The organism is Rhodococcus jostii RHA1 (assembly GCF_000014565.1).
Lineage (GTDB): Bacteria > Actinomycetota > Actinomycetes > Mycobacteriales > Mycobacteriaceae > Rhodococcus_F > Rhodococcus_F jostii_A.
Genome location: NC_008268.1, coordinates 2,637,636 through 2,657,525, shown reverse-complemented (window position 1 = coordinate 2,657,525; position 19,890 = coordinate 2,637,636). Strand labels below are relative to the sequence as shown.

Below are 19,890 nucleotides of genomic sequence, written 5' to 3'. Positions count from 1 at the left end.
GTCGTTTCGCGGATCACAGCATATGACCACCGACGCATTCGGTCGAGAAAGTGACCACCGACATAAGGGAGAGCAATGAATCTCGTGGACGACGCCCGCGCCCTCCAGGGCGACCTCGTGCAGTTGCGTCGCGTGCTGCACCGCGAACCGGAGGTCGGACTGAGCCTGCCGCGCACGCAGGAACGTGTCCTCGATGCGTTGGCCGGCCTGCCTCTCGAGATCTCGACGGGAACGAACACGACGTCGGTGACCGCGGTGCTCCGCGGCGGCAGGCGTTCGGTCGACGCCGCGCAGACGGTGCTGCTGCGCGCCGACATGGACGGACTCCCGGTCACCGAACAGACCGGACTCGACTTCGCGGCGCAGAACGGCGCCATGCACGGGTGCGGACACGACCTGCACACCGCTGCGCTGGTCGGCGCCGCCCAACTGCTCAGCCGTCATCGCGACCACTTGGCGGGCGACGTCGTCCTGATGTTCCAGCCCGGTGAGGAGGGGTGGGACGGCGCGAAGGTGATGGTGGACGAGGGCGTCCTCCACGCCGCCGGCCGCCGCGCCGACACCGCCTACGGCATGCACGTCTTCTCCTGCCAGAAGCCGCAGGGGCGGTTCTTCTCCAAGGCGGGGACGCTGCTCGCGGCGTCGTACAAGCTGACGGTCACGGTGCGCGGGGCGGGTGGACACGGGTCGTCCCCGTCGACCGCCCGGGATCCGATCACCGCGATGGCCGAGATGATCACGTCGCTGCAGACCATGATCACCCGGACGTTCGACGTCTTCGATCCCGTCGTCGTGACGGTCGCGAACGTGCAGGCCGGGTCGCGGCACAACATCATTCCCGACGATGCGCGGTTCGAGGCGACGGTCCGGTGCTACTCGCCCACCACGTACGAGAAGGTGCCGGCGGCGCTGCGCCGGGTGCTCGAGGGGGTGGCGTCCGCACAGCGGGTCGAGGTCGACGTCACCGTGGCCCCGGAGTTCCCGATGACGATCAACGACATCGACGAGGTCGCGTTCGGCGCCGAAGTGGTCAGCGACCTCATGGGCGAGGACCGATACGAGACGGTCACGCATCCGATGGCCGGGTCCGAGGACTTCTCCTACGTCCTGCAGGAAGTGCCCGGCGCGTTCATCGGACTGGGCGCGTGCATGCCCGGCGCGGATCCCGCTGCCGCTCCCATGAACCATTCGCCCCGAGCGCAATTCGACGACGCGGTACTCGCCGATGCCGCCACCATCTACGCCGGACTGGCCGTTCGACGGCTGGACAAAGCCCGGTCCGACAATGCTGCTGTGGCGGCGGGGAGTGACGCCCGATGAACGAGATCGCCACCGAGAGTGGGACCGTGAACACCGTCCAGCAGAGGTCCGAGCGCTGGGAGAAGGCCCGCGCGATCGTCGGCGTGGGCACGGGAAACGGGATCGAGTACTTCGACTGGACCGTCTACGCGACGTTCGCCGCGTTCTTCGCCCCGCAGTTCTTCCACACCGGCTCCGCGGTCTCCGACCTGCTCGCGTCGTTCGGCGTCTTCGCTGTCGGATTCGTTGCCAGGCCGTTCGGCGGTCTGCTGTTCGGCTGGCTGTCGGATCGGCGGGGACGCAAGCTGTCGATGACGCTCGCCGTCGGACTGGCCGCGGTCGGCAGCCTGATCATCGGCCTGACCCCGACCCATCAGACGATCGGTGTCGCGGCGGCGGTGGTCCTCGTCGTGGCGCGCCTCGCGCAGGGTGTCGCGCACGGCGGTGAATTGCCGTCCGCGCAGACCTATATCGTCGAATTCGCGCCGACGGCCCGGCGTGGACTGTGGTCCAGTCTCATCTACATTTCCAACACCACCGGAGTCGTCGTCGGCACGCTTCTCGGCGCACTGCTCACGACGACGCTGAGTTCGGAGCAGATGGCCGACTGGGGCTGGCGGGTGCCGTTCCTGCTGGGCGGCGTGCTCGGACTGTTCGTGCTGTGGATGCGGTCGCGGATGAAGGAGACCGAAGTCTACGAGGAGTCGGGTGACGAGACCGCAAAGCAGTCGATGTGGCAGCTGTTCGTGGCGCACCGGCGGCAGGTGTTCCAGATCCTGTTCTTCACGGTCGGCGGCACCGTCGTCTACTACGTGTGGGCCGTGTCGGCGCCGGCGTACGCGATCGCCGTCCGGGGCATCGATCCGTCCGGCGCTTTGTGGGCGGGGGTCGGCGCGAACCTCGTACTGATTGCGTCGCTGCCGTTCTGGGGTGCGTTGTCGGATCGGATCGGTCGCAAACCGGTGCTGTACATCGGCAACGTCGGTATCGCTGCCCTGCTGTTCCCGCTCAACGCCATGATCGGGCACAGTGCGGTCACGCTCTTCTTCGCGATGGCGATCGCCCTGTTCGTGATGGGCGCGATCCTGTCGGTGATGCCCGCGATGATGGCCGAACTGTTCCCGACCGGATTACGTGCTGCCGGCGTCGGAGTGCCGTACTCGGTCGGTGTGGCCGCGTTCGGTGGGACGGCCGCGTACGTCCAGACGTTCTTCGCCGACCGCGGTACGCCGGACCTGTTCGAGTGGTACGCGCTCGCCCTGGTTGCGGTCTCGATCGCCGCACTGTTCACGATCCCGGAGACCCGGGGACGGGATCTCGCGTCCCAGACGTAGCGCACGCGAGTGGCAAAGTGTGCTCCCACACGCTTTGCCACTCACGTGCGGGGAGGCTCTATCTTGAAGCGGTGAAGACACACTCGGTACGTATGGCGCGAGCCGCGGCAAGTGTCGCGATTGCATCCCTGACGGTGGGCGGCACCTGCCTCGCCTCCCCGGCCGCGTTCGCCGACGAGGCCGAACGCGCGCCGGGGAGCGTCGTGGAGGTCGAGCCGCTACCGGCCGACCTCTGGCTCCCCGGCGCTGCCGACGCGCAGCGAATCACCTACTGGTCGATCGGGTCCGACGGGAGTCCCGCACTCAGCAGCGGCGCCGTGTACGTGCCACCGGGGGAGGCGCCCGTCCGGGGATGGCCGGTGGTCGCGTGGGCGCACGGCACGTCCGGGCTCGCGGACGACTGTGCTCCCTCGCTCGTCGGGCCCGCGCTCCCCGAGCGTGACTACCCGTACCTCGGACACTGGCTCGAACAGGGATATGCCGTCGTCTCCACCGACTACGTCGGCCTCGGCACGCCCGGTGTGATGCCGTACCTCGACGGAAAGGTCGAGGCGCACAGCGTCGTCGACTCGGTGAAGGCCGCCCGCGCCGTCGACGAGTCCCTGTCGAACAAGTGGGTGGTGGTCGGCCAGTCGCAGGGCGGCGGCGCCGCGATCACCACCGCCCGTTACGCCACCGAGTACGGCGGCGAGACGCTGGACTACCGCGGGGCGGTGGGAACGGGTGTGCCGGCGAACATCGAGCTGACACTGCTGCCGCTGGGGCCGGGGGTGCCGCCCACGGCGATCCCCGCCGGCCTCACGTCGTACCTGTTCTACATCCTCGCTGGACTGCGGTCGGCGCATCCCGAGATCGACCTCGACTCCTACCTCACTCCGTTCGGCGCCCGGTACGTGAACGCCGCCGAGCAGCTGTGCGTCAACGACCTTCACGATGCCGCGGAAGGTGTGGTGGTCGGCGACCTGTTCAGCAAGCCGCTGAACCAGATCCCGAACTTTCACGGGCTGCTCGTGGACTACATGGGTGTCCCGACGAGTGGGTACGACCGTCCCCTGTTCATCGGGCAGGGGCTCACCGACATCGACGTGCCCGCACCGTCGGCGTTCTCGCTGGTCGCGGCACTGACCGCCAACGGTGAGCCGGTCACGTTCAAGACGTATCCCACCGACCACAGCGGCACGCTCGTCGATTCCCAGGCGGACACTATCGCGTTCGTGCGTGGGCTGTTCGATTGAGAGAAGGCGGCACTGTCCAGAATCCGGACAGTTGCTCGCCGCGCCCACAGGCACTATGGCGTGGGTCACACTGTGTGGGTACGTTCGGGTGTGAGTCGTGCACCGGTGCACGACCGGACCCGCGCGCGGCAAGGAGTCGAGGTTGGAGTTTGGCGGCATGACCGGGCACGTGGCGATGCGGCCGGAGATCGCGTTGTCCTGGAAGCGTTCGGCGCTCAGCGGTCTGGAACCGAGTTCGACGCCGACCGATGATCCCTGCTCCGACCTGGACAAGTCCAGTCGCCTGCTGCAGGCGGCCCGTCCCGTGCTCGATGAGATGGAACAGCAGATCCAGGGCACCGGCTTCTGTGTCCTGCTCGCCGACCGTGACTGCCGCATCGTCGCCCGGCTCTTCGACGGCCCCCGACTCGAGCGCCTGATCGACGGCGCCGGGGCGGTGCTGGGGTCGCGGTTCGACGAGGACTGCGTGGGGACCACGGCGCTGGGGACGCCGATGGAGGTCCGGCGTGGCGTCGTCATACACGGCGAGGAGCACTACCTCGAGCGGTTCAAGGAACTCAGCTGTTACGGACACCCGATCGTCCATCCGGTGACGCGCCGCGTCGAGGGCATCCTCGACATGACGGGTGTCGCGTCGCGCGCCAACCCGCTGTTCGCCCCGTTCCTGGCCCGAGCGGCCGCGGACATCGAACGACGTTTGCTCGAGGGGGCCCGGGTGTCGCAGCAGCGGCTCGTGGACGCGTTTCAGCGGGTGTCGCCGCAGAATCTGATGGCGGTCACCGCGATTGGCGAGGACATTCTGCTCAGCAACCGGGTGGCGCTCGACCTGCTCCAGGTGTCCGATCACGCGACGCTGCGGGGGCTTGCCGCGGACCTGCGTCCGGATCAGTCGAAGACGGTGCGGATCCAACTGTCCTCGGGCGAACCGGCGTTGGTCCGGGCCGACCACGTGGCAGGCACGGACGGCGGGGCCGTGTTCGTCGTCCGGCCGGACCGCCGGACCAGCACCCCCATCCGGCGCGGCAAGTCCCCGTCGAGTTCCGTCGTCGAACGCAGCAGGTCGGAGTTGTCGCGGCTGCGCGAGACCCGGGATCCGGTGGTGATCAGCGGCGAACCGGGCATCGGCAGGACGACGGCGGTTCGCGATCTGGCCGGCGACAAGTCGCTCGTATGTATGGACGCGGCCGCCATCGCCCTCGACGGCGCCGACGCCTGGATCGACCGACTTCTCACGCTGGCGGCCGGACCCGCCGCGGTCCTGGCGATCGAGGAAGTGCAACTGCTACCCGAGTCGATGCTGCCGCTGGTCGTGAAGATGCTGGCCGCCGACGCGGGCCCACGAATCGTGATGACGAGTTCTCCCCTCGGCGACCTGCCACCGGGCGTTGCGGGTCTCGTCGGCCGCTGCCCCGGACAGGTGGTGCTCCCGCCGCTGCGTCAACGCACCCGCGAATTCGCGGACATCGCGCAGGGAATCCTCGATTCCGTCGATCCCGGTCTCCGGCTCACCGCGAGCGCGCTCGACGCTCTGATCGCCCGCGACTGGCCGGGCAATATCGCCGAACTGTCCGTCGTGCTGCAGGCCGCCGCGGGCAGACGCAGCAGCGCGAACATCGCTGTCGCGGATCTACCCGACCAGTATCGGACGCCGACCCGGGTGTCCCGGCTGGCCGGCCGCGAGCGCGCCGAACGCCAGGCCATCGTCGACGCACTGCAGGAGTGCGGCGGCAACAAGGTGCATGCCGCGGCCGCGCTGGGCATCAGCCGCAGCACGCTCTACGTCCGGATTCGAGCCCTCGATATCACCGTCTAGCTGCAGTTTCATCCACCGATCCGCGACCGTCCGGAGGTGTCCGAAGTCAGGACAGTTAGTGATATGGCAACCAGTGCACTATGAGCCACGTCACATTCACAACTTCGGAGGTTTTGATGACAGCGACGATCGAACCCAGCCAAGCGGAACTCTTGCCGTCGGTACGGAACTTTCTGTCCGGCACCAAGCGATTTCTCGTCGGAGGGCAGTGGGTGGAATCGGCGAGCGGCGAGACGTTCGAGACGATCGACCCGGCCACCGGGCAGGTGCTGACCACCGTCGCACGCGGTGGTGCCGAAGACGTAGACCGCGCGGTCCGGGCCGCTCGTACGGCATTCGACGAGGGCCCGTGGGCCACCATGAAGCCCAACGAGCGGGAACGGCTGATCTGGCGGGTCGGCGACATCCTCTCCGAGCGCGCCGAGGAATTCGGTCAGCTCGAGGCGCTGGACAACGGCAAGTCGGCGGGCATCGCCGCGGCTGTCGACGTCGCCTGGTCGGCCGACATCTTCCGCTACTTCGCGGGCTGGGCCACCAAGATCGAGGGCAGCACGGTCAACGTGAGCATGCCGTTCGTCCCCGGCGGCCAGTTCCATGCGTACACGCTGCGCGAACCCGTCGGCGTCTGCGGTCTGATCGTTCCCTGGAACTTCCCGCTGCTCATGGCCGCATTCAAGCTGGCGCCCGCGCTCGCCGCAGGCAACACGGTGATTCTCAAGCCCGCGGAGCAGACCCCGCTCACCGCGATCCTGCTCGGCGAGGTGTTCGAGGAGGCCGGCTTCCCGCCCGGCGTCGTCAACATCGTCACCGGCTACGGCGACGCCGGCGCGGCATTGTCCGCCCACGACGACGTCGACAAGATTGCGTTCACCGGCTCCACCGAGGTCGGGAAGAAGATCGTCGACGCCGCCCGGGGCAACCTCAAGAAGGTGTCGCTCGAACTCGGCGGCAAGAGCGCCAACGTCGTGTTCGCGGACGCCGACTTCGACGCCGCCGTCACCGGATCGCTCAACGCCTGGCTGTTCAACCACGGCCAGTGCTGCGTCGCAGGCACCCGGATGTTCGTCGAGGACAGCATCTTCGACGACTTCACCGCAGCGGTCGCCGAGGCCGCCAGCCAGGTCAAGATCGGCCCCGGACTCGACCCCACCACCCAGCTCGGACCGCTGGTGTCGCAGGAGCAGTTCGACAAGGTCACCGGCTACCTGGCCGCCGGACTCGCCGACGGCGCCCGCGCCCTCACCGGCGGAAAGCGCTGGGGCGACACCGGCTTCTATGTCGAGCCGACGGTGTTCGTGGACGTGAAACCCGAGTTCAGCATCGTGGAGGAGGAGATCTTCGGCCCCGTCGTCGCAGCGCTCCCGTTCAACGCAGAGGAGGGAGTCGCGAAGGCGGCGAACAGCAGCATCTACGGCCTCGCCGCCGGAATCTGGACCAAGGATCTGTCCAAGGCGCACCTCACGGCCCGTCAGCTCAAGGCCGGTTCGGTGTGGATCAATCAGTACAACGGGTTCGACACCGCCATGCCGTTCGGCGGATACAAGCAGTCCGGTTGGGGACGTGAGCTCGGGGCGACCGCCATCGATCTCTACACCCAGACCAAAGCCGTCAACATCGCACTCTGACCGTCACTCAACGAGGAGAAGACATGAAGACCAAAGCAGCGGTTCTGTTCGAAACGCACAAGCCGTTCGAAATCGTGGAACTCGAGCTCGACGGTCCGGGCCCTGGCGAAGTGCTCATCAAGTATGTCGCGGCAGGCCTGTGCCACTCGGACCTGCACCTCACCGACGGCGATCTGCCGCCGCGTTTCCCGATCGTCGGCGGGCACGAGGGTTCCGGCATCATCGAGGAAGTCGGCCCCGGTGTCACCAAGGTGAAGCCCGGCGACCACGTGGTCTGCAGCTTCATCCCGAACTGCGGCACGTGTCGGTACTGTGCCACCGGCCGCCAGAACCTGTGTGACATGGGCGCCACCATCCTCGAGGGGTCGATGCCCGACGGCTCGTTCCGGTTCCACTCGGGCAAGCAGGATTTCGGTGCCATGTGCATGCTCGGTACGTTCGCCGAGCGCGCCACCATCTCGCAGCACTCGGTGGTGAAGGTGGACGACTGGCTCCCCCTGGAGACCGCCGTCCTCGTCGGCTGCGGTGTGCCGTCCGGTTGGGGCACCGCGGTGTACGCCGGCGGAGTTCGCGCCGGTGACACGGTCGTCATCTACGGCATCGGCGGTCTCGGCATCAACGCCGTGCAGGGCGCGGTCAGCTCCGGCGCCAAGTACGTCGTGGTGGTGGATCCGGTGGCGATGAAGCGGGAGGCCGCGCTGAAGTTCGGCGCCACCCACGCGTTCGCGGACGCCGCGACCGCGGCGGAGAAGGTCAACGAACTGACCTGGGGTCAGGGCGCCGATCAGGCCCTCATCCTGGTGGGCACCGTCGACGAAGAGGTGGTGCAGAACGCGACCGCCGTCATCGGCAAGGGCGGCACCGTCGTCATCACCGGCCTCGCCGACCCCGCCAAGCTCACCGTGCACATCTCGGGAACCGACCTGACCCTGAACCAGAAGACGATCAAGGGTTCGCTGTTCGGTTCGGCCAACCCGCAGTACGACATCGTCCGCCTGCTGCGCCTGTACGACGCGGGTCAGCTCAAGCTCGACGAGCTGATCACCACCAAGTACACGCTCGAGCAGGTGAACGAGGGTTACCAGGATCTGCGGGACGGAAAGAACCTGCGTGGCGTGATCGTCCACCAGCAGTAGGCGGCTTCGCCGCCCGTGCGCCTTTCTGGTTGTGCTAGCTACCAGAAGGGCGCACGGGAGCTCCGCGCCACACGTCGGCGAGCAGGTCGTACGTCTTCAGCCAGGACTCGGTGTTCTCGGCATGGGAGGCGACGATCAGCTCGTCGGCCTGCGCGTGCTCGGCGAACTCGTCGAGGTACGTCTTGACCTCGGTCGGCGTTCCGACGGCGGAGTAGCGCACCATCTGCGCGACCTGCTGACCTGCCGGGGACGTCATGATGAGGTCGACCTCCTCGGGGGTGAATTTCTGCCCGCGACCGACCATCTGCACCACCCGCCGCCGCAGGGACGCCTCGAACTGCCGGTGCGCGTCCTCGGTGGTGTCCGCGGCGATGGCGTTGACGCCGGCGATGACGTACGGCTCGGACAGATCCTCGGAGGGCTCGAATCTCTCCCGGTACAGCGTGACGGCGTCGACGAGCGAGTCGGGGGAGAAGTGGGACGCGTTGGCGTAGGGGAGTCCGAGCTTCGCGGCGAGCTGTGCGCCGAACGTCGAGGACCCGAGGATGTAGAGGGGAACGTTCGTACCCTTGCCGGGGATCGCGTCGACGCCGGGAACCCGTGACACACCGCGGAGGTATGCCTGGAGTTCCAGCACGTCCTGCGGGAAGCGGTCCGCGGACGCCGGGTCGCGGCGCAGCGCATACATCGTCTTCTGATCACTGCCCGGGGCGCGTCCGAGTCCGAGGTCGATGCGACCGGGGTGCAGTGTCTCGAGGGTGCCGAACTGCTCCGCAATCGTCAGCGGCGCGTGGTTCGGCAGCATGATGCCGCCTGCGCCGAGCCGGATGCTCTCGGTGTGCGCGGCGACGTGCGCGATGAGGACGCTCGTCGCGGACGAGCCGATCGACGGCATGTTGTGGTGCTCCGCGTACCAGATGCGGCGGTACCCGCGGGTCTCCGCGAGTTGCGCGAGCTTCACGCTCGCATCGAAACTGTCCCGCGCCGTGTCGCCCTCGCGGATGTAGGCCAGATCGAGAATCGACAGAACAGCGCTCACGAGATTCGTTACCTTTCGTCACCAAGAACAGGCGCGAGAGGTCAGCCTCACGCACTACCTCTGGGTGTAACCGCAGAGGTAGTGCGCGTATTCCGGGCGGCCGGAGCGGTCAGGCGTCGACCAGGGGACGCAACGTGCGCCCGGTGAGTTCGACGATGCCGGGTTCGTGCCCGTTGGCGACGAGGTTGAGGACGATGCCGTCGATTCCCGCGTCGAGGACACGGGTCTTCAGCTGTTCGGCCACCTCGTCGGGGGCACCGCAGAACTGCCGGTCGGTGGCGGCGGCGCGTTCCTCGTCCGACGCCGTCGACAGGTCGACGCCCTGCGTGAGCAGGAACTCGTGCTGGAGCTGCCGGGCGCGGTCGCCGTCCTCGTCGATGATGACGAAGGCCAGGTAGCTGGTCTCCAGCGTGGACCGGTCGCGACCGATCTCCGAGCACCGGGTATCGAGAGCCTCGAGCTTGCGCGGCAGTTCGCGGGCGTTGCAGATGATGTTCAGATGGTCCGCGAACCGGGCGGCGAGCCCGAACGTCTTCTTCTCACCGCCACCTCCCAGCATGATCGGCAGGTCGTCGCGGATCCGCGGCTCGTTGATCGCGTTCTCGACGTGATACCACTTGCCGTCGAACGTCGGACGTTCGCCGTGCAGCATCGGCGCAATGATCTGCAGTGCCTCCTCGAGCCGTTCGAATCGGTCGGTGAACGTGCCGAACTCGTATCCGTACTGCGTGTGCTCGAGTTCGAACCAGCCGGCGCCGATTCCGAGGACGGCCCGCCCGCCGCTGGCGACGTCCAGGGTGGTCACCGCCTTGGCGAGCATGGGCGGGTTGCGGTAGGTGTTGCCGGTGACCAGTGCGGACAGCTGGATGTTGTCGGTGGCCGTGGCGAGGGCGCCGAGGGCGGTATACGCCTCGAGCATCGGTTCGTCGGGCGCACCGATGCCCGGCAGTTGATAGAAGTGGTCCATCACGAACGCGGTGTCGAAGCCCGCGGATTCGGCCTCACGGGCCTGCGCGATAACGGTCGGGAACAGGTCCGCGACGGGGGTGGAGTAACTGAAATTCGGCATCTGGTATCCAAGGCGAATAGTCACCCGTTCGACGCTACTCGGATGGCGGCGCGGGCACCTCCCCAAATTCGAGGGTAGGCGGGTGCGCACCCTGGGGTGCCTGGTGAAGGCGGTGTGGGGCGAGGAGGCTGATGGTTGGTGCCATAGCAGTCGCCGATCCGACATCCGCGACGACTCTGCGCAGTGGGGTGATGGAGTGCAGAGCGCAGCCTGAGGGGGAAAGATGAATTTCGATTTCGATTCGCAGCAGCAATCCGGCGGCACGGCGTGCGCCTGCCCGGAAAGGCCCGCACCTGTCCGGCCCGACGTCGCCATCGTGGAACGCCCACTCGGGCGCCCGGCGCGCCCGGCGCGAGCGGCCGTGGGCGCCTTCCCGCTGACCGCGGCGCAGAGATCCATCTGGTTCGCGCAACAGCTCACGCCGGAGATTCCGTACGTCATCGCCCACTACGTCGATCTGCGCGGTCCGGTCGACCTTGCCGTTCTGTCTGAAGCCACCCGGCGCGCGAATCGCGAATTCGGCTGGGGAGCGGTGCGCCTGGTGGACATCGACGGGCAGCCGCATCAGGTCGTGGACCCGACCGTCGACGACCGGGTGCCCACCACGGACCTTCGCGGCGAGGACGATCCCGTGGACGCTGCCCACCGCTGGATGCGGAACGACCGGAGCGCTCGCACCGACATGTACGACGGACCGCTCCTCGTCTCGCGCATTCTGCAGCTGGGCGACGATCACTACTACTGGTACTCCCGCGCTCACCACATCGTGTCGGACGGGTACGCCGCGATGATGCTGATGAGCCGCACGGCCGAACTGTATGTCGCCGCCACCGAGGGCAGGGAGCCGCCGGACAGCCGGATCGTGGGGCCGGAACGTCTCGTGCGGGAGGACGCGACCTACCGTGCCTCGACCCGGTTCGCCCGGGACCGCGACTACTGGCGCGACTCCGGCGGCGACCTGGCGTCGGTCCTCAGTCTCAGCGGTCGCACGGCGCGACCGGACATCGACGCCCGGACGGCGACCGGGCACACGAGCCCGAGCGGGAGCTCACGGAATTCGACGGCGGTGACGGTCGCCGCCTTCGCCTCGTACCTCGCCAGGATGACCGGCGTCGACGACGTGGTCCTGTCGCTTCCGGTGTCGGCGAGAACGACGGCCCGCCTCAGGTATTCGGGCGGCTCGGTCTCCAATGTGATTCCGTTGCGGCTGAGCGGAATCGGCTCTGCCACCGTCCGTCAGGCGGTCGGAACCGCCGAGACGGCGTTGACAGCGGCACTGCGGCATCAACGCTACCGCCGCGAGGACATCGGCCGGGACCTCGCTACGGGCGGTGTCGAACTCCTGCATTTCGGTCCGGTGGTCAACGTCATGATGTTCACGAAGGAGATCACGCTCGGCTCCGTGAACGGGACGGTTCGGGTACTCACCACCGGTCCCGTCGCGGACCTCGCCGTCAACATCTATCCCGGGGCCGAGGGCAGTGCCGCCCGCATCGACTTCGAGGGAAATCCGGCACTGTACGACCACGCCGAACTGACCGGACATCATGTGCGTTTCCTCGCCTACCTCGACAGGTTCACCGCATCGGTCGAGTCGGAACGACCGGTCGCCGACCTCGACGTCTTCCTCGCCGGCGAGTGCGGAGAATTCGCTCCCGCGCAGGGACTTCCGGATGCCGACCCGATCACACTCGACCGTCTCCTCGCGGGGACCGTCGCCGACCACCCGGAGGCGATCGCGATCCGCGACCGCGGCCGCGAACTGTCCTACGGTGACCTGGACCGGCTCGCCTGCCGGCTCGCCCGGCTCCTGACCGGCCGGGGCATCGGACCCGAGAGCATCGTCGCGGTCTCCATCCCGCGGTCGCTCGAGTCGGTGCTGGCGTTGTGGGCCGTCGCGAAGGCCGGCGCGGCCTACGTTCCGATCGATCCCGCGCACCCGAGCGCTCGCATCGCGTACGCCCTGGACGATTGCGGTGCGACAGTCGGGCTGACCGTCCGCACAGAGCGCGCCCGACTGCCCGGCACCGTCGCATGGTTGACCACGGATATCGACGACCTCGAAAACCTCTGTGAAGAAGCCCTCCCGGATGCGGAACGGACCCGTCCGCTGCTCGTGGACCATCCCGCGTATCTGATCTACACGTCCGGGTCGACGGGGGCGCCGAAGGGCGTCGTCGTCACCCATCGCGGCCTTGCCAACCTCGCCCAGGAGATTCGGGACAAGTACGCGGTGTCCGCGCGTTCGCGTGTCCTGCAATTCGCCTCGCCGAGCTTCGACACCGCGCTCGTCGAAGTGCTCGCGGCCTGTGTCGGCGGCGCGACGCTCGTCGTGACCCCACCCGGGGTGTTCGGCGGCGAGGAACTGTCACGGCTGTTGCGTGACGAACACGTCACCCACCTCCTGATGACGCCGTCCGCCCTGGCCGCCGTCGACTCCTGCGTCCTGGACGAATTGGAGGTGGTGCTGGTCGGAGGGGAGGCGTGTCCGCAGGAGCTGGCGCGGCGGTGGGCCGGTGGCCGGACCATGCGGAACGCGTACGGTCCGACGGAGACGACGTGCAGTGTCACTCTCACGGATCCGCTGTCACCGGACGAGCGGATGACGATCGGCTCGCTCATGCGGGGCGTGGACGCGGTGGTTCTGGATCACCGTCTACGCCCGCTTCCGCCGGGTGCTGTCGGTGAGCTCTACCTCGCCACCCCGGCACTCGCCCGGGGCTACCATCGGCGCCCCGGGATGACCGCGTCCCGGTTCGTCGCCGACCCGTTCGGCCGCAGCGGCTCCCGGATGTTCCGCACCGGGGACGTGGTGCGGTGGACGGCGGCAGGAACGCTCGAGTTTCTGGACAGGGCGGACGACCAGATCAAGATCCGAGGTTTCCGTGTCGAGCTGGGCGAGATCAACGCCACGCTGAACGCGCATCCGGGCGTCGCCTTCGCCGCGACGGTGGTGCAACGGAATTCGGCCGGAGATCCGACCCTGGTGTCCTACATCATGGCCGAGGGGGACGCGTCGATCGATCGCGAAACGTTGAAGGCGCACCTGGCGCGATTGCTGCCGGACTACATGGTTCCGAAATCGATCATGCTCGTGAACTCGATCCCGTTGACACCGACGGGGAAGCTCGACCGGGCGGCGCTCCCGCTGCCGGAGTTCGGCTCGGTTTCGGTGCCTCATCGTGACCCCGAGACCCCGGCCGAGCGCCGCGTCGCGCGGGTGTTCGCCGCGGTACTCGGCGTGGATACGGTCGGCGCCGACGATTCCTTCTTCGATCTCAGCGGCGATTCGCTGTCGGCCATCCGGGTGGTCGCGACGATCAACGCCGAGCTGGGAACCACGCTGGGCGTGCGCGAACTCTTCGATGCACCGACGGTCGCGGCGCTCGCGCGGACGATCGCGGACGCCGGGGCACGCCCGCAGAGCGCGGGGCGGTCCGGCGGACCGAAGTTGGGCGCCGCACCACTGCCGGACCGGGTGCCGCTGTCCCCGTCGCAGTACTTCATCGACCGCGCCAGAGGGGAACGCGCTCTCCACAACATCCCGTTCACGGTACGAGTACGCGGCGCATTCGACGTCGACGCCCTGCGCTCGGCGATGGCGGACGTCCTGCACCGGCACCGCTCGTTGCGAACGGTGTTTCCCGACTCGCCGTCGGGGCCGTACCAGCGTGTGCTCGACGTGGCCGATGTGTTGCCCGACCTGACTCCGGTGGAGTCCGGCGGCGCGGACGTGGCGGCGCAGACGTCGGAACTGCTGTCCGCAGGATTCGACGTGCGGCGCGAGCCTCCGCTGCGCGCCCGGCTGTTCCGGATCGGCGACTGCGACCACCTTCTGGCCTGCGTCATCCACCACATCGCCGTCGACGGCTGGTCGCTTGCACCATTGGCACGAGATCTCGCCGACTCCTACCGTGCCCGGGCGAACGGCAGTGAGCCCGTGTGGGAGCCGCCGATCGTGCACTACGCCGACTACACCGTGTGGCGCCGGGCATTGCTCGGTGACGAGGCCGACCCGGGCAGTGTCGCGTCCCGGCAGATCGCCCACTGGACGAAGGAGCTGTCGGGACTTCGGGGGGAGCTCGCGCTGCCCACCGATCGCCCCAGGCCGCACCGGTGGACCTACCGAGCGGGACGACTTCCGTTCTCCCTCGACGAGCATGCGCACCGAGGCCTGCTCGCCACAGCGCACGAGCACCACGCCAGCCTGTTCACGGCGCTCAGGTCGGCAGTGGCGGTACTGCTCGCCCGTGTCAGCGGCGACCCCGACATCGCGATCGGAACTCCGATCGCCGGCCGGGGAGACTCGGCGCTCGACGACGTGGTGGGAATGTTCGTCAACACGCTGGTTCTGCGAACCCGGGTGGACCCGACGATGACGCTGTGCGACATCGTCGATCGATCACGCGGCGTGGAGCTTCGGGCTCTGGCGAATGCCGACGTGCAATTCGAGCGACTCGTCCAGGTACTCGACCCGCCGAGGTCGCCGTCCCTGCACCCGCTGTTCCAGGTTGCGTTGTCGCTGAACAACTTCGCTCCCGCGGCCCTGAACGTGTCCGGGCTCGACTTCGAGGTCACACCCCGTCCACTCGACATCGCCAAGTGCGATCTGCACTTCCACTTCACCGAACGTCACGACGTCGACGGGAGGCCCGCCGGAATCGATGCCGAACTGGTGTATTCCGCCGACCTCTACGACGCGTCCACCGCACAGGGTTTCGTCGACACGCTGCACACCATCGTCGACCCGATCGGTAGGTGACCCCGGGGAATCGACGTGGTAGAGATAGCTCATGAGCGGCATCCGGAGATGTAGTCGGGCAGCGGCGCTCGTTGCGGTCGTCCTCGCCTCGGCCGCCTGCTCCGACCAGACGGGCACCGCGGTGAGCGAGCCGTCGACAACGACGACCGTCACCGCCGCGGACACGCCCGGCACCGAGGCGACCACGTCCGCGGGCCTGCCCTACACGGAGACCGAGTTGCAGGTCACGGGTTCCACCGGCCGCGTCGGCTACGACGTGCTCATCCCACAGATCGAGGGTGGAAATCCGGCCGTCACCGCCGAGTTCAACGAATCGATGCGCGCCGCACTCCAGGACCAGATCGACGGCTGGGGCACCGACGCCTTCACGCTGAGCAGCCAGGAGCACAGCGTCGCGCACATCGGCGAGCACGTGATCAGTGGGCTGCTGGTGACGTCGTGGAACGCGGACCCACCCGGTGCGCATCCGACACCGATCGTCGCGACGGTGGTGGTGAATGCCGATACTGCCGCGCCGATCACGCTCGGCGATCTCTTCCCCGACCTGCCGGCGGGACTGCAGACGCTGTCGGACGAATCCGCGCGCCTGCTCCCCACGACGGTCGCCGGAGCGGACTTCGAGCGCAGCGGCATCGAGCCGACCGAGGCGAACTTCGCGAACTGGCTTGCCACCCCGGCAGGCATGGAGATTCATTTCAACGACTACCAGGTGGGACCGCACGCGATCGGACTCGTCACCGTCACCGTGCCGTGGGACGCCCTGGCCGACGTGATCGACCCCGCTCTCGCTCCCGTCGTGTCGAGCTAGGCGCTGCCCGACCGCTCACCGGGAACGAACCTGTGGCTGCCCCGGTGCCGCGACCTACCGTCCCAGACAGGCCTTTGCTGCCGAATGTGTCTGTCGAATGGGAGAGGAGCGCGCCCGTGAGTGCACGCACCGAAGTTGATGCTCGTGCGAATCGGATCGGCGACGTGGACGCGGTTGTCGTCGGCGCGGGATTCGCGGGACTGTACGCCGTCCACAAGTTGCGGAGCCTGGGTCTGACCGTCCAGGGTGTGGAGGCGGCGGGAGGCGTCGGTGGAACGTGGTTCTGGAACCGCTATCCCGGCGCCCGGTGCGACGTGGAAAGCGTCGACTATTCGTACTCGTTCTCGCGGGAACTCGAGCAGGAGTGGGACTGGAGCGAGAAGTACGCCACCCAGCCCGAGATCCTGGCGTACATCAATCATGTCGCGGACCGGTTCGACCTGCGCGACCGTTTCCTGTTCGGCACCCGGGTGACCTCCGCGGAACTGGACGAGGAGTCGCTGCGGTGGGAGGTACGCACCGACCGCGGCGACGTCCTGTCCGCCCGGTACTGCATCTTCGCGACCGGTGCGCTGTCCACCGCGAACATGCCGAACATCGCCGGCCGTGAATCGTTCACCGGGGACACCCATCACACCGGTCAGTGGCCGCACGAGGGTGTCGACTTCACCGGCAGGCGGGTCGGGATCATCGGCACCGGTTCCTCGGGAATTCAGTCGATTCCCCTCATCGCCGAGCAGGCCGAACACCTGTACGTGTTCCAGCGCAGCGCCAACTACAGCGTCCCGGCGGGCAACCAGGCGTGGGACGACGAGATGCGGCGCGCGATCAAGGCGGGTTACGAGGAGCGCCGGAGGCTGTCCAGGGAAAGCGGTGGCGGCTCGCCGTACAACGCCCACCCGAAGTCGGCGCTGGACGTCTCCGACGAGGAACGTCGCGAGGCCTACGAAACGCGGTGGAAGCTCGGCGGGGTGCTGTTCGCGAAAACCTTTCCGGACCAGACGAAGACCGAGGCCGCGAACGCGACGGCACGCGAGTTCGCCGAGGAAAAGATCCGCCTGCTCGTCGACGACCCCGCCGTCGCGGACAAGCTGATCCCGAACGATCACCCCATCGGGACCAAGCGGATCGTCACCGACACCCACTATTTCGAAACGTACAACCGGCCGAATGTCACCCTGGTGGATCTGAAGGCGGCGCCGATCGAGTCGATCACCCCGTCGGGGATCACCACCGCCGACGCCGACTACGCCCTCGACACGCTGGTGTTCGCCACCGGATTCGATGCCATGACCGGCGCCCTCGACCGCATGCGGATCGTCGGACGCGGCGGTGTGCCGCTTTCCGAGTACTGGAGTGAGGGGCCGAAAACCTATCTCGGTCTGGGTGTTCCGGGGTTCCCGAACCTGTTCGTCGTGACGGGGCCGGGAAGCCCGTCGGTGCTGGCGAACATGGTGCTCGGCGCCGAACAGCACGTCGACTGGATCGCGGACTGCATCGAGCACCTGTGGGAGAAGGACTACGACGCGATCGAGGCGTCCGTCCCCGCCACCGAGCAGTGGGTGGAGCACTGCCGCGACCTTGCCGCGCAGACCCTGTTCCCCTTGGCAAACTCCTGGTACATGGGCGCGAACATCCCGGGCAAGCCCCGCGTGTTCATGCCGTACCTCGGGGGCTTCGGCGCGTACGGGCGGATCTGCGCGGACGTCGCCGAAGAGGGGTTCCGCGGTTTCGAGTTCAGCCGGTCCCGGACGAGGCTGGCCGACCCGGTGGGGTAGTTTCACAGACGATGGTCAGCCGCGCAGGCAATTGCCTGCGCGGCTGACCAATTCGTGGGAGAACGAGGTCGAGCTCAGTCGGGCAGCGCGTACGTGGCCCACGCCTGAGCGAGCACGGCATCGCCCCGTGTGCACGTGACGGTGACGTCCGCCATGCGTGCGCCGTCCTGGACGTACGTCTGCCGCAGCGACGCGGAGAAGTCTGCCCCGGACGGCACGGCCTGCCGGATGCGGGTGCGGAACCTGCGGAGAGTCCCTGGGAACTGCTCGGCGCAGTAGCGCTCCAGCAGGTCCACCGACTGGTCGTCGGACGTCGGAGTTCCGGTGAAGCTGTTCGTCCAGAACTCGAAGACCAGCTGCTCGTCGCGGTTGCGGAAGCGGACGAGCAGGTCGTGGTCGCCCACCCTCCGGACCTGCGGGGACAGGGCGTCGTGTGAGGTCCGGTGCGGTCGCAGCAGGAGGAAGTCGTGCTCGACGGCCGCCCCCGGCTCGGGTGCGACGACCACCCCGCTCGGAACGGCGTCGGCGCAGAGCCGGCGAACCTCCGCTGTGTACGGCTGCGAAGAGATGAGTGCGGCCATCGTTCCTCCCAATTTCCGGGTATGTGATCCGGACGGTAGTCGCCGCGGCCCGTAAACGGGGGGTGTGGTCCCTGTGATCGGGACGCCGAACTTCCGCTCCGAGGCGTGGATACGAAAGCCTCTCGCTGAGTGGGAGAGTCGGGTACCGCAGCCGACCGCGTACGCCGACTATGAGCTACACCACACCCCGAGGGTGTTCTTGACGTACAGCGAGGCGGAGGTAGACATGGCGCGCAACAGTGCCGTTGACGGCGACGAAGTCCGGATGATCGAAGTGGGATCGGCACCAACGCGTTTCGCGCGGGGGTGGCATTGCCTGGGTCTGGCGAAGACCTTCAGGGACGGCACCCCGCATCAGATCGATGCGTTCGGGACGTCGCTGGTGGTGTTCGAGACGTCCGACGGGACCCTCAGTGTGCTCGACGCCTACTGCCGCCACATGGGTGGCAACCTGGCGCACGGCACCGTGAAGGGCGACTCCATCGCCTGCCCGTTCCACGACTGGCGCTGGGGCGGCAACGGCAAGTGCACGGGAATCCCGTATGCGCGACGTGTCCCGCCGCTGGCGCGGACCCGGGCCTGGACGACCATCGAGCGCAACGGGCAGCTCTACGTCTGGAACGACCCGCAGGGCAACCCGCCGCCCGCCGACGTGACGATCCCCGAGATCGAGGGATTCGGCTCCCCGGAATGGACCGACTGGACCTGGAATTCGCTGCTCGTCGAGGGCTCGCACTGCCGCGAGATCGTCGACAACGTGGTCGACATGGCGCACTTCTACTACGTCCACTTCTCGTTCCCGCGCTACTTCAAGAACGTCTTCGAAGGGCACGTGGCCACCCAGTACATGCAGTCGACGCCCCGCCACGACATCTCGGTGGGCACCAGTTACGACGACCCCAATTCGACGCTGCGCTCGGACGCGTCGTACTTCGGCCCGTCCTACATGATCGACAAGCTGTGGAGCGAAGCGAACGGCATGATGATCGAGACGGTGCTGATCAACTGCCACTACCCGGTCACCGCGAATTCGTTCGTCCTGCAGTGGGGCGCCATGGTGAAGAAGCCCGAGGGGCTGTCCGACGAGGTGGCGAACGGCATGGCGGCGCAGTTCGCCGAGGGCGTGGAACTCGGATTCAAGCAGGACGTCGACATCTGGCTCAACAAGTCGCGCATCGACAACCCGCTGCTGTCGGAGGAGGACGGGCCGGTGTACCAGCTGCGTCGCTGGTACCAGCAGTTCTACGTGGACGTCGAGGACATCACCGACGACATGACCAAGCGCTTCGAATTCGAGATCGACACCACCAGGGCGGTGCAGAGCTGGGAGGCGGAGGTTGCCGACAACCTCGCCAACGGCGTCGTGCCGCTCGACACCAACGCCTGAGCCGGCTCCGAGAAGAAGGACACG

General features: G+C 67.7%; 13 protein-coding genes. 10 read left to right on the top strand and 3 right to left on the bottom strand.

Going from position 1 to position 19,890, the window contains the following annotated elements; genetic code table 11:
• Positions 1 to 75 precede the first annotated feature (75 nt).
• From RHA1_RS12235 to RHA1_RS12210, 6 genes are all read left to right on the top strand, one after another.
• Positions 76 to 1,320 carry a M20 metallopeptidase family protein gene (locus RHA1_RS12235; protein WP_011595226.1) on the top strand — a complete coding sequence of 415 codons (1,245 nt, stop codon included), beginning with the start codon at positions 76 to 78 and terminating at the stop codon, positions 1,318 to 1,320.
• Positions 1,317 to 2,633: an MFS transporter gene (locus RHA1_RS12230; RefSeq protein WP_011595225.1), complete on the top strand. Its 1,317-nt coding sequence runs from the start codon at positions 1,317 to 1,319 to the stop codon at positions 2,631 to 2,633. Before RHA1_RS12235 ends, RHA1_RS12230 begins: the two co-directional genes overlap by 4 nt.
• 92 nt (positions 2,634 to 2,725) lie before the next feature.
• On the top strand, positions 2,726 to 3,868 hold the full coding sequence (locus RHA1_RS12225) for a lipase family protein (protein ID WP_011595224.1): 1,143 nt from the start codon (positions 2,726 to 2,728) through the stop codon (positions 3,866 to 3,868).
• A gap of 157 nt (positions 3,869 to 4,025) precedes the next feature.
• Positions 4,026 to 5,681 (top strand): sigma-54-dependent Fis family transcriptional regulator, encoded by a 1,656-nt coding sequence (locus RHA1_RS12220; protein WP_011595223.1) that lies wholly within the window; start codon positions 4,026 to 4,028, stop codon positions 5,679 to 5,681.
• Between the two features lie 116 nt (positions 5,682 to 5,797).
• On the top strand, positions 5,798 to 7,306 hold the full coding sequence (locus tag RHA1_RS12215) for an aldehyde dehydrogenase family protein (protein WP_011595222.1): 1,509 nt from the start codon (positions 5,798 to 5,800) through the stop codon (positions 7,304 to 7,306).
• A gap of 23 nt (positions 7,307 to 7,329) precedes the next feature.
• The gene (locus RHA1_RS12210) at positions 7,330 to 8,442 is read left to right on the top strand and encodes an NDMA-dependent alcohol dehydrogenase (RefSeq protein WP_009475183.1); all 1,113 of its coding nucleotides are present in this window, start codon (positions 7,330 to 7,332) and stop codon (positions 8,440 to 8,442) included.
• A gap of 34 nt (positions 8,443 to 8,476) precedes the next feature.
• Here RHA1_RS12210 and RHA1_RS12205 read toward each other — a convergent pair whose 3' ends face one another.
• Both RHA1_RS12205 and RHA1_RS12200 read right to left on the bottom strand, forming a co-directional pair.
• Positions 8,477 to 9,481 carry an LLM class flavin-dependent oxidoreductase gene (locus tag RHA1_RS12205; RefSeq protein ID WP_009475182.1) on the bottom strand — a complete coding sequence of 335 codons (1,005 nt, stop codon included), beginning with the start codon at positions 9,479 to 9,481 and terminating at the stop codon, positions 8,477 to 8,479.
• Between the two features lie 109 nt (positions 9,482 to 9,590).
• Positions 9,591 to 10,574 (bottom strand): LLM class F420-dependent oxidoreductase, encoded by a 984-nt coding sequence (locus tag RHA1_RS12200; RefSeq protein ID WP_011595221.1) that lies wholly within the window; start codon positions 10,572 to 10,574, stop codon positions 9,591 to 9,593.
• Positions 10,575 to 10,773: 199 nt separating this feature from the next.
• Here RHA1_RS12200 and RHA1_RS12195 point away from each other — a divergent pair, with 199 nt between their 5' ends.
• The 3 genes from RHA1_RS12195 to RHA1_RS12185 all read left to right on the top strand — a co-directional run bounded on the left by RHA1_RS12195 (position 10,774) and on the right by RHA1_RS12185 (position 17,898).
• Positions 10,774 to 15,312 carry a non-ribosomal peptide synthetase gene (locus RHA1_RS12195; RefSeq protein WP_011595220.1) on the top strand — a complete coding sequence of 1,513 codons (4,539 nt, stop codon included), beginning with the start codon at positions 10,774 to 10,776 and terminating at the stop codon, positions 15,310 to 15,312.
• A gap of 31 nt (positions 15,313 to 15,343) precedes the next feature.
• Positions 15,344 to 16,120, top strand: a complete 777-nt coding sequence (locus tag RHA1_RS12190) for an RsiV family protein (protein ID WP_011595219.1) — start codon at positions 15,344 to 15,346, stop codon at positions 16,118 to 16,120.
• 155 nt (positions 16,121 to 16,275) lie between these two features.
• Positions 16,276 to 17,898 (top strand): flavin-containing monooxygenase, encoded by a 1,623-nt coding sequence (locus RHA1_RS12185; RefSeq protein WP_029539178.1) that lies wholly within the window; start codon positions 16,276 to 16,278, stop codon positions 17,896 to 17,898.
• A 74-nt stretch (positions 17,899 to 17,972) separates the two neighbouring features.
• On the opposite strand, the gene RHA1_RS12180 is transcribed toward RHA1_RS12185, so the two are convergent.
• Positions 17,973 to 18,479 (bottom strand): hypothetical protein, encoded by a 507-nt coding sequence (locus RHA1_RS12180; protein WP_011595217.1) that lies wholly within the window; start codon positions 18,477 to 18,479, stop codon positions 17,973 to 17,975.
• A 226-nt stretch (positions 18,480 to 18,705) separates the two neighbouring features.
• Here RHA1_RS12180 and RHA1_RS12175 point away from each other — a divergent pair, with 226 nt between their 5' ends.
• Positions 18,706 to 19,866: a 3-ketosteroid-9-alpha-monooxygenase, oxygenase component gene (locus RHA1_RS12175; RefSeq protein WP_016882564.1), complete on the top strand. Its 1,161-nt coding sequence runs from the start codon at positions 18,706 to 18,708 to the stop codon at positions 19,864 to 19,866.
• The last annotated feature ends 24 nt before the right edge of the window (positions 19,867 to 19,890 follow it).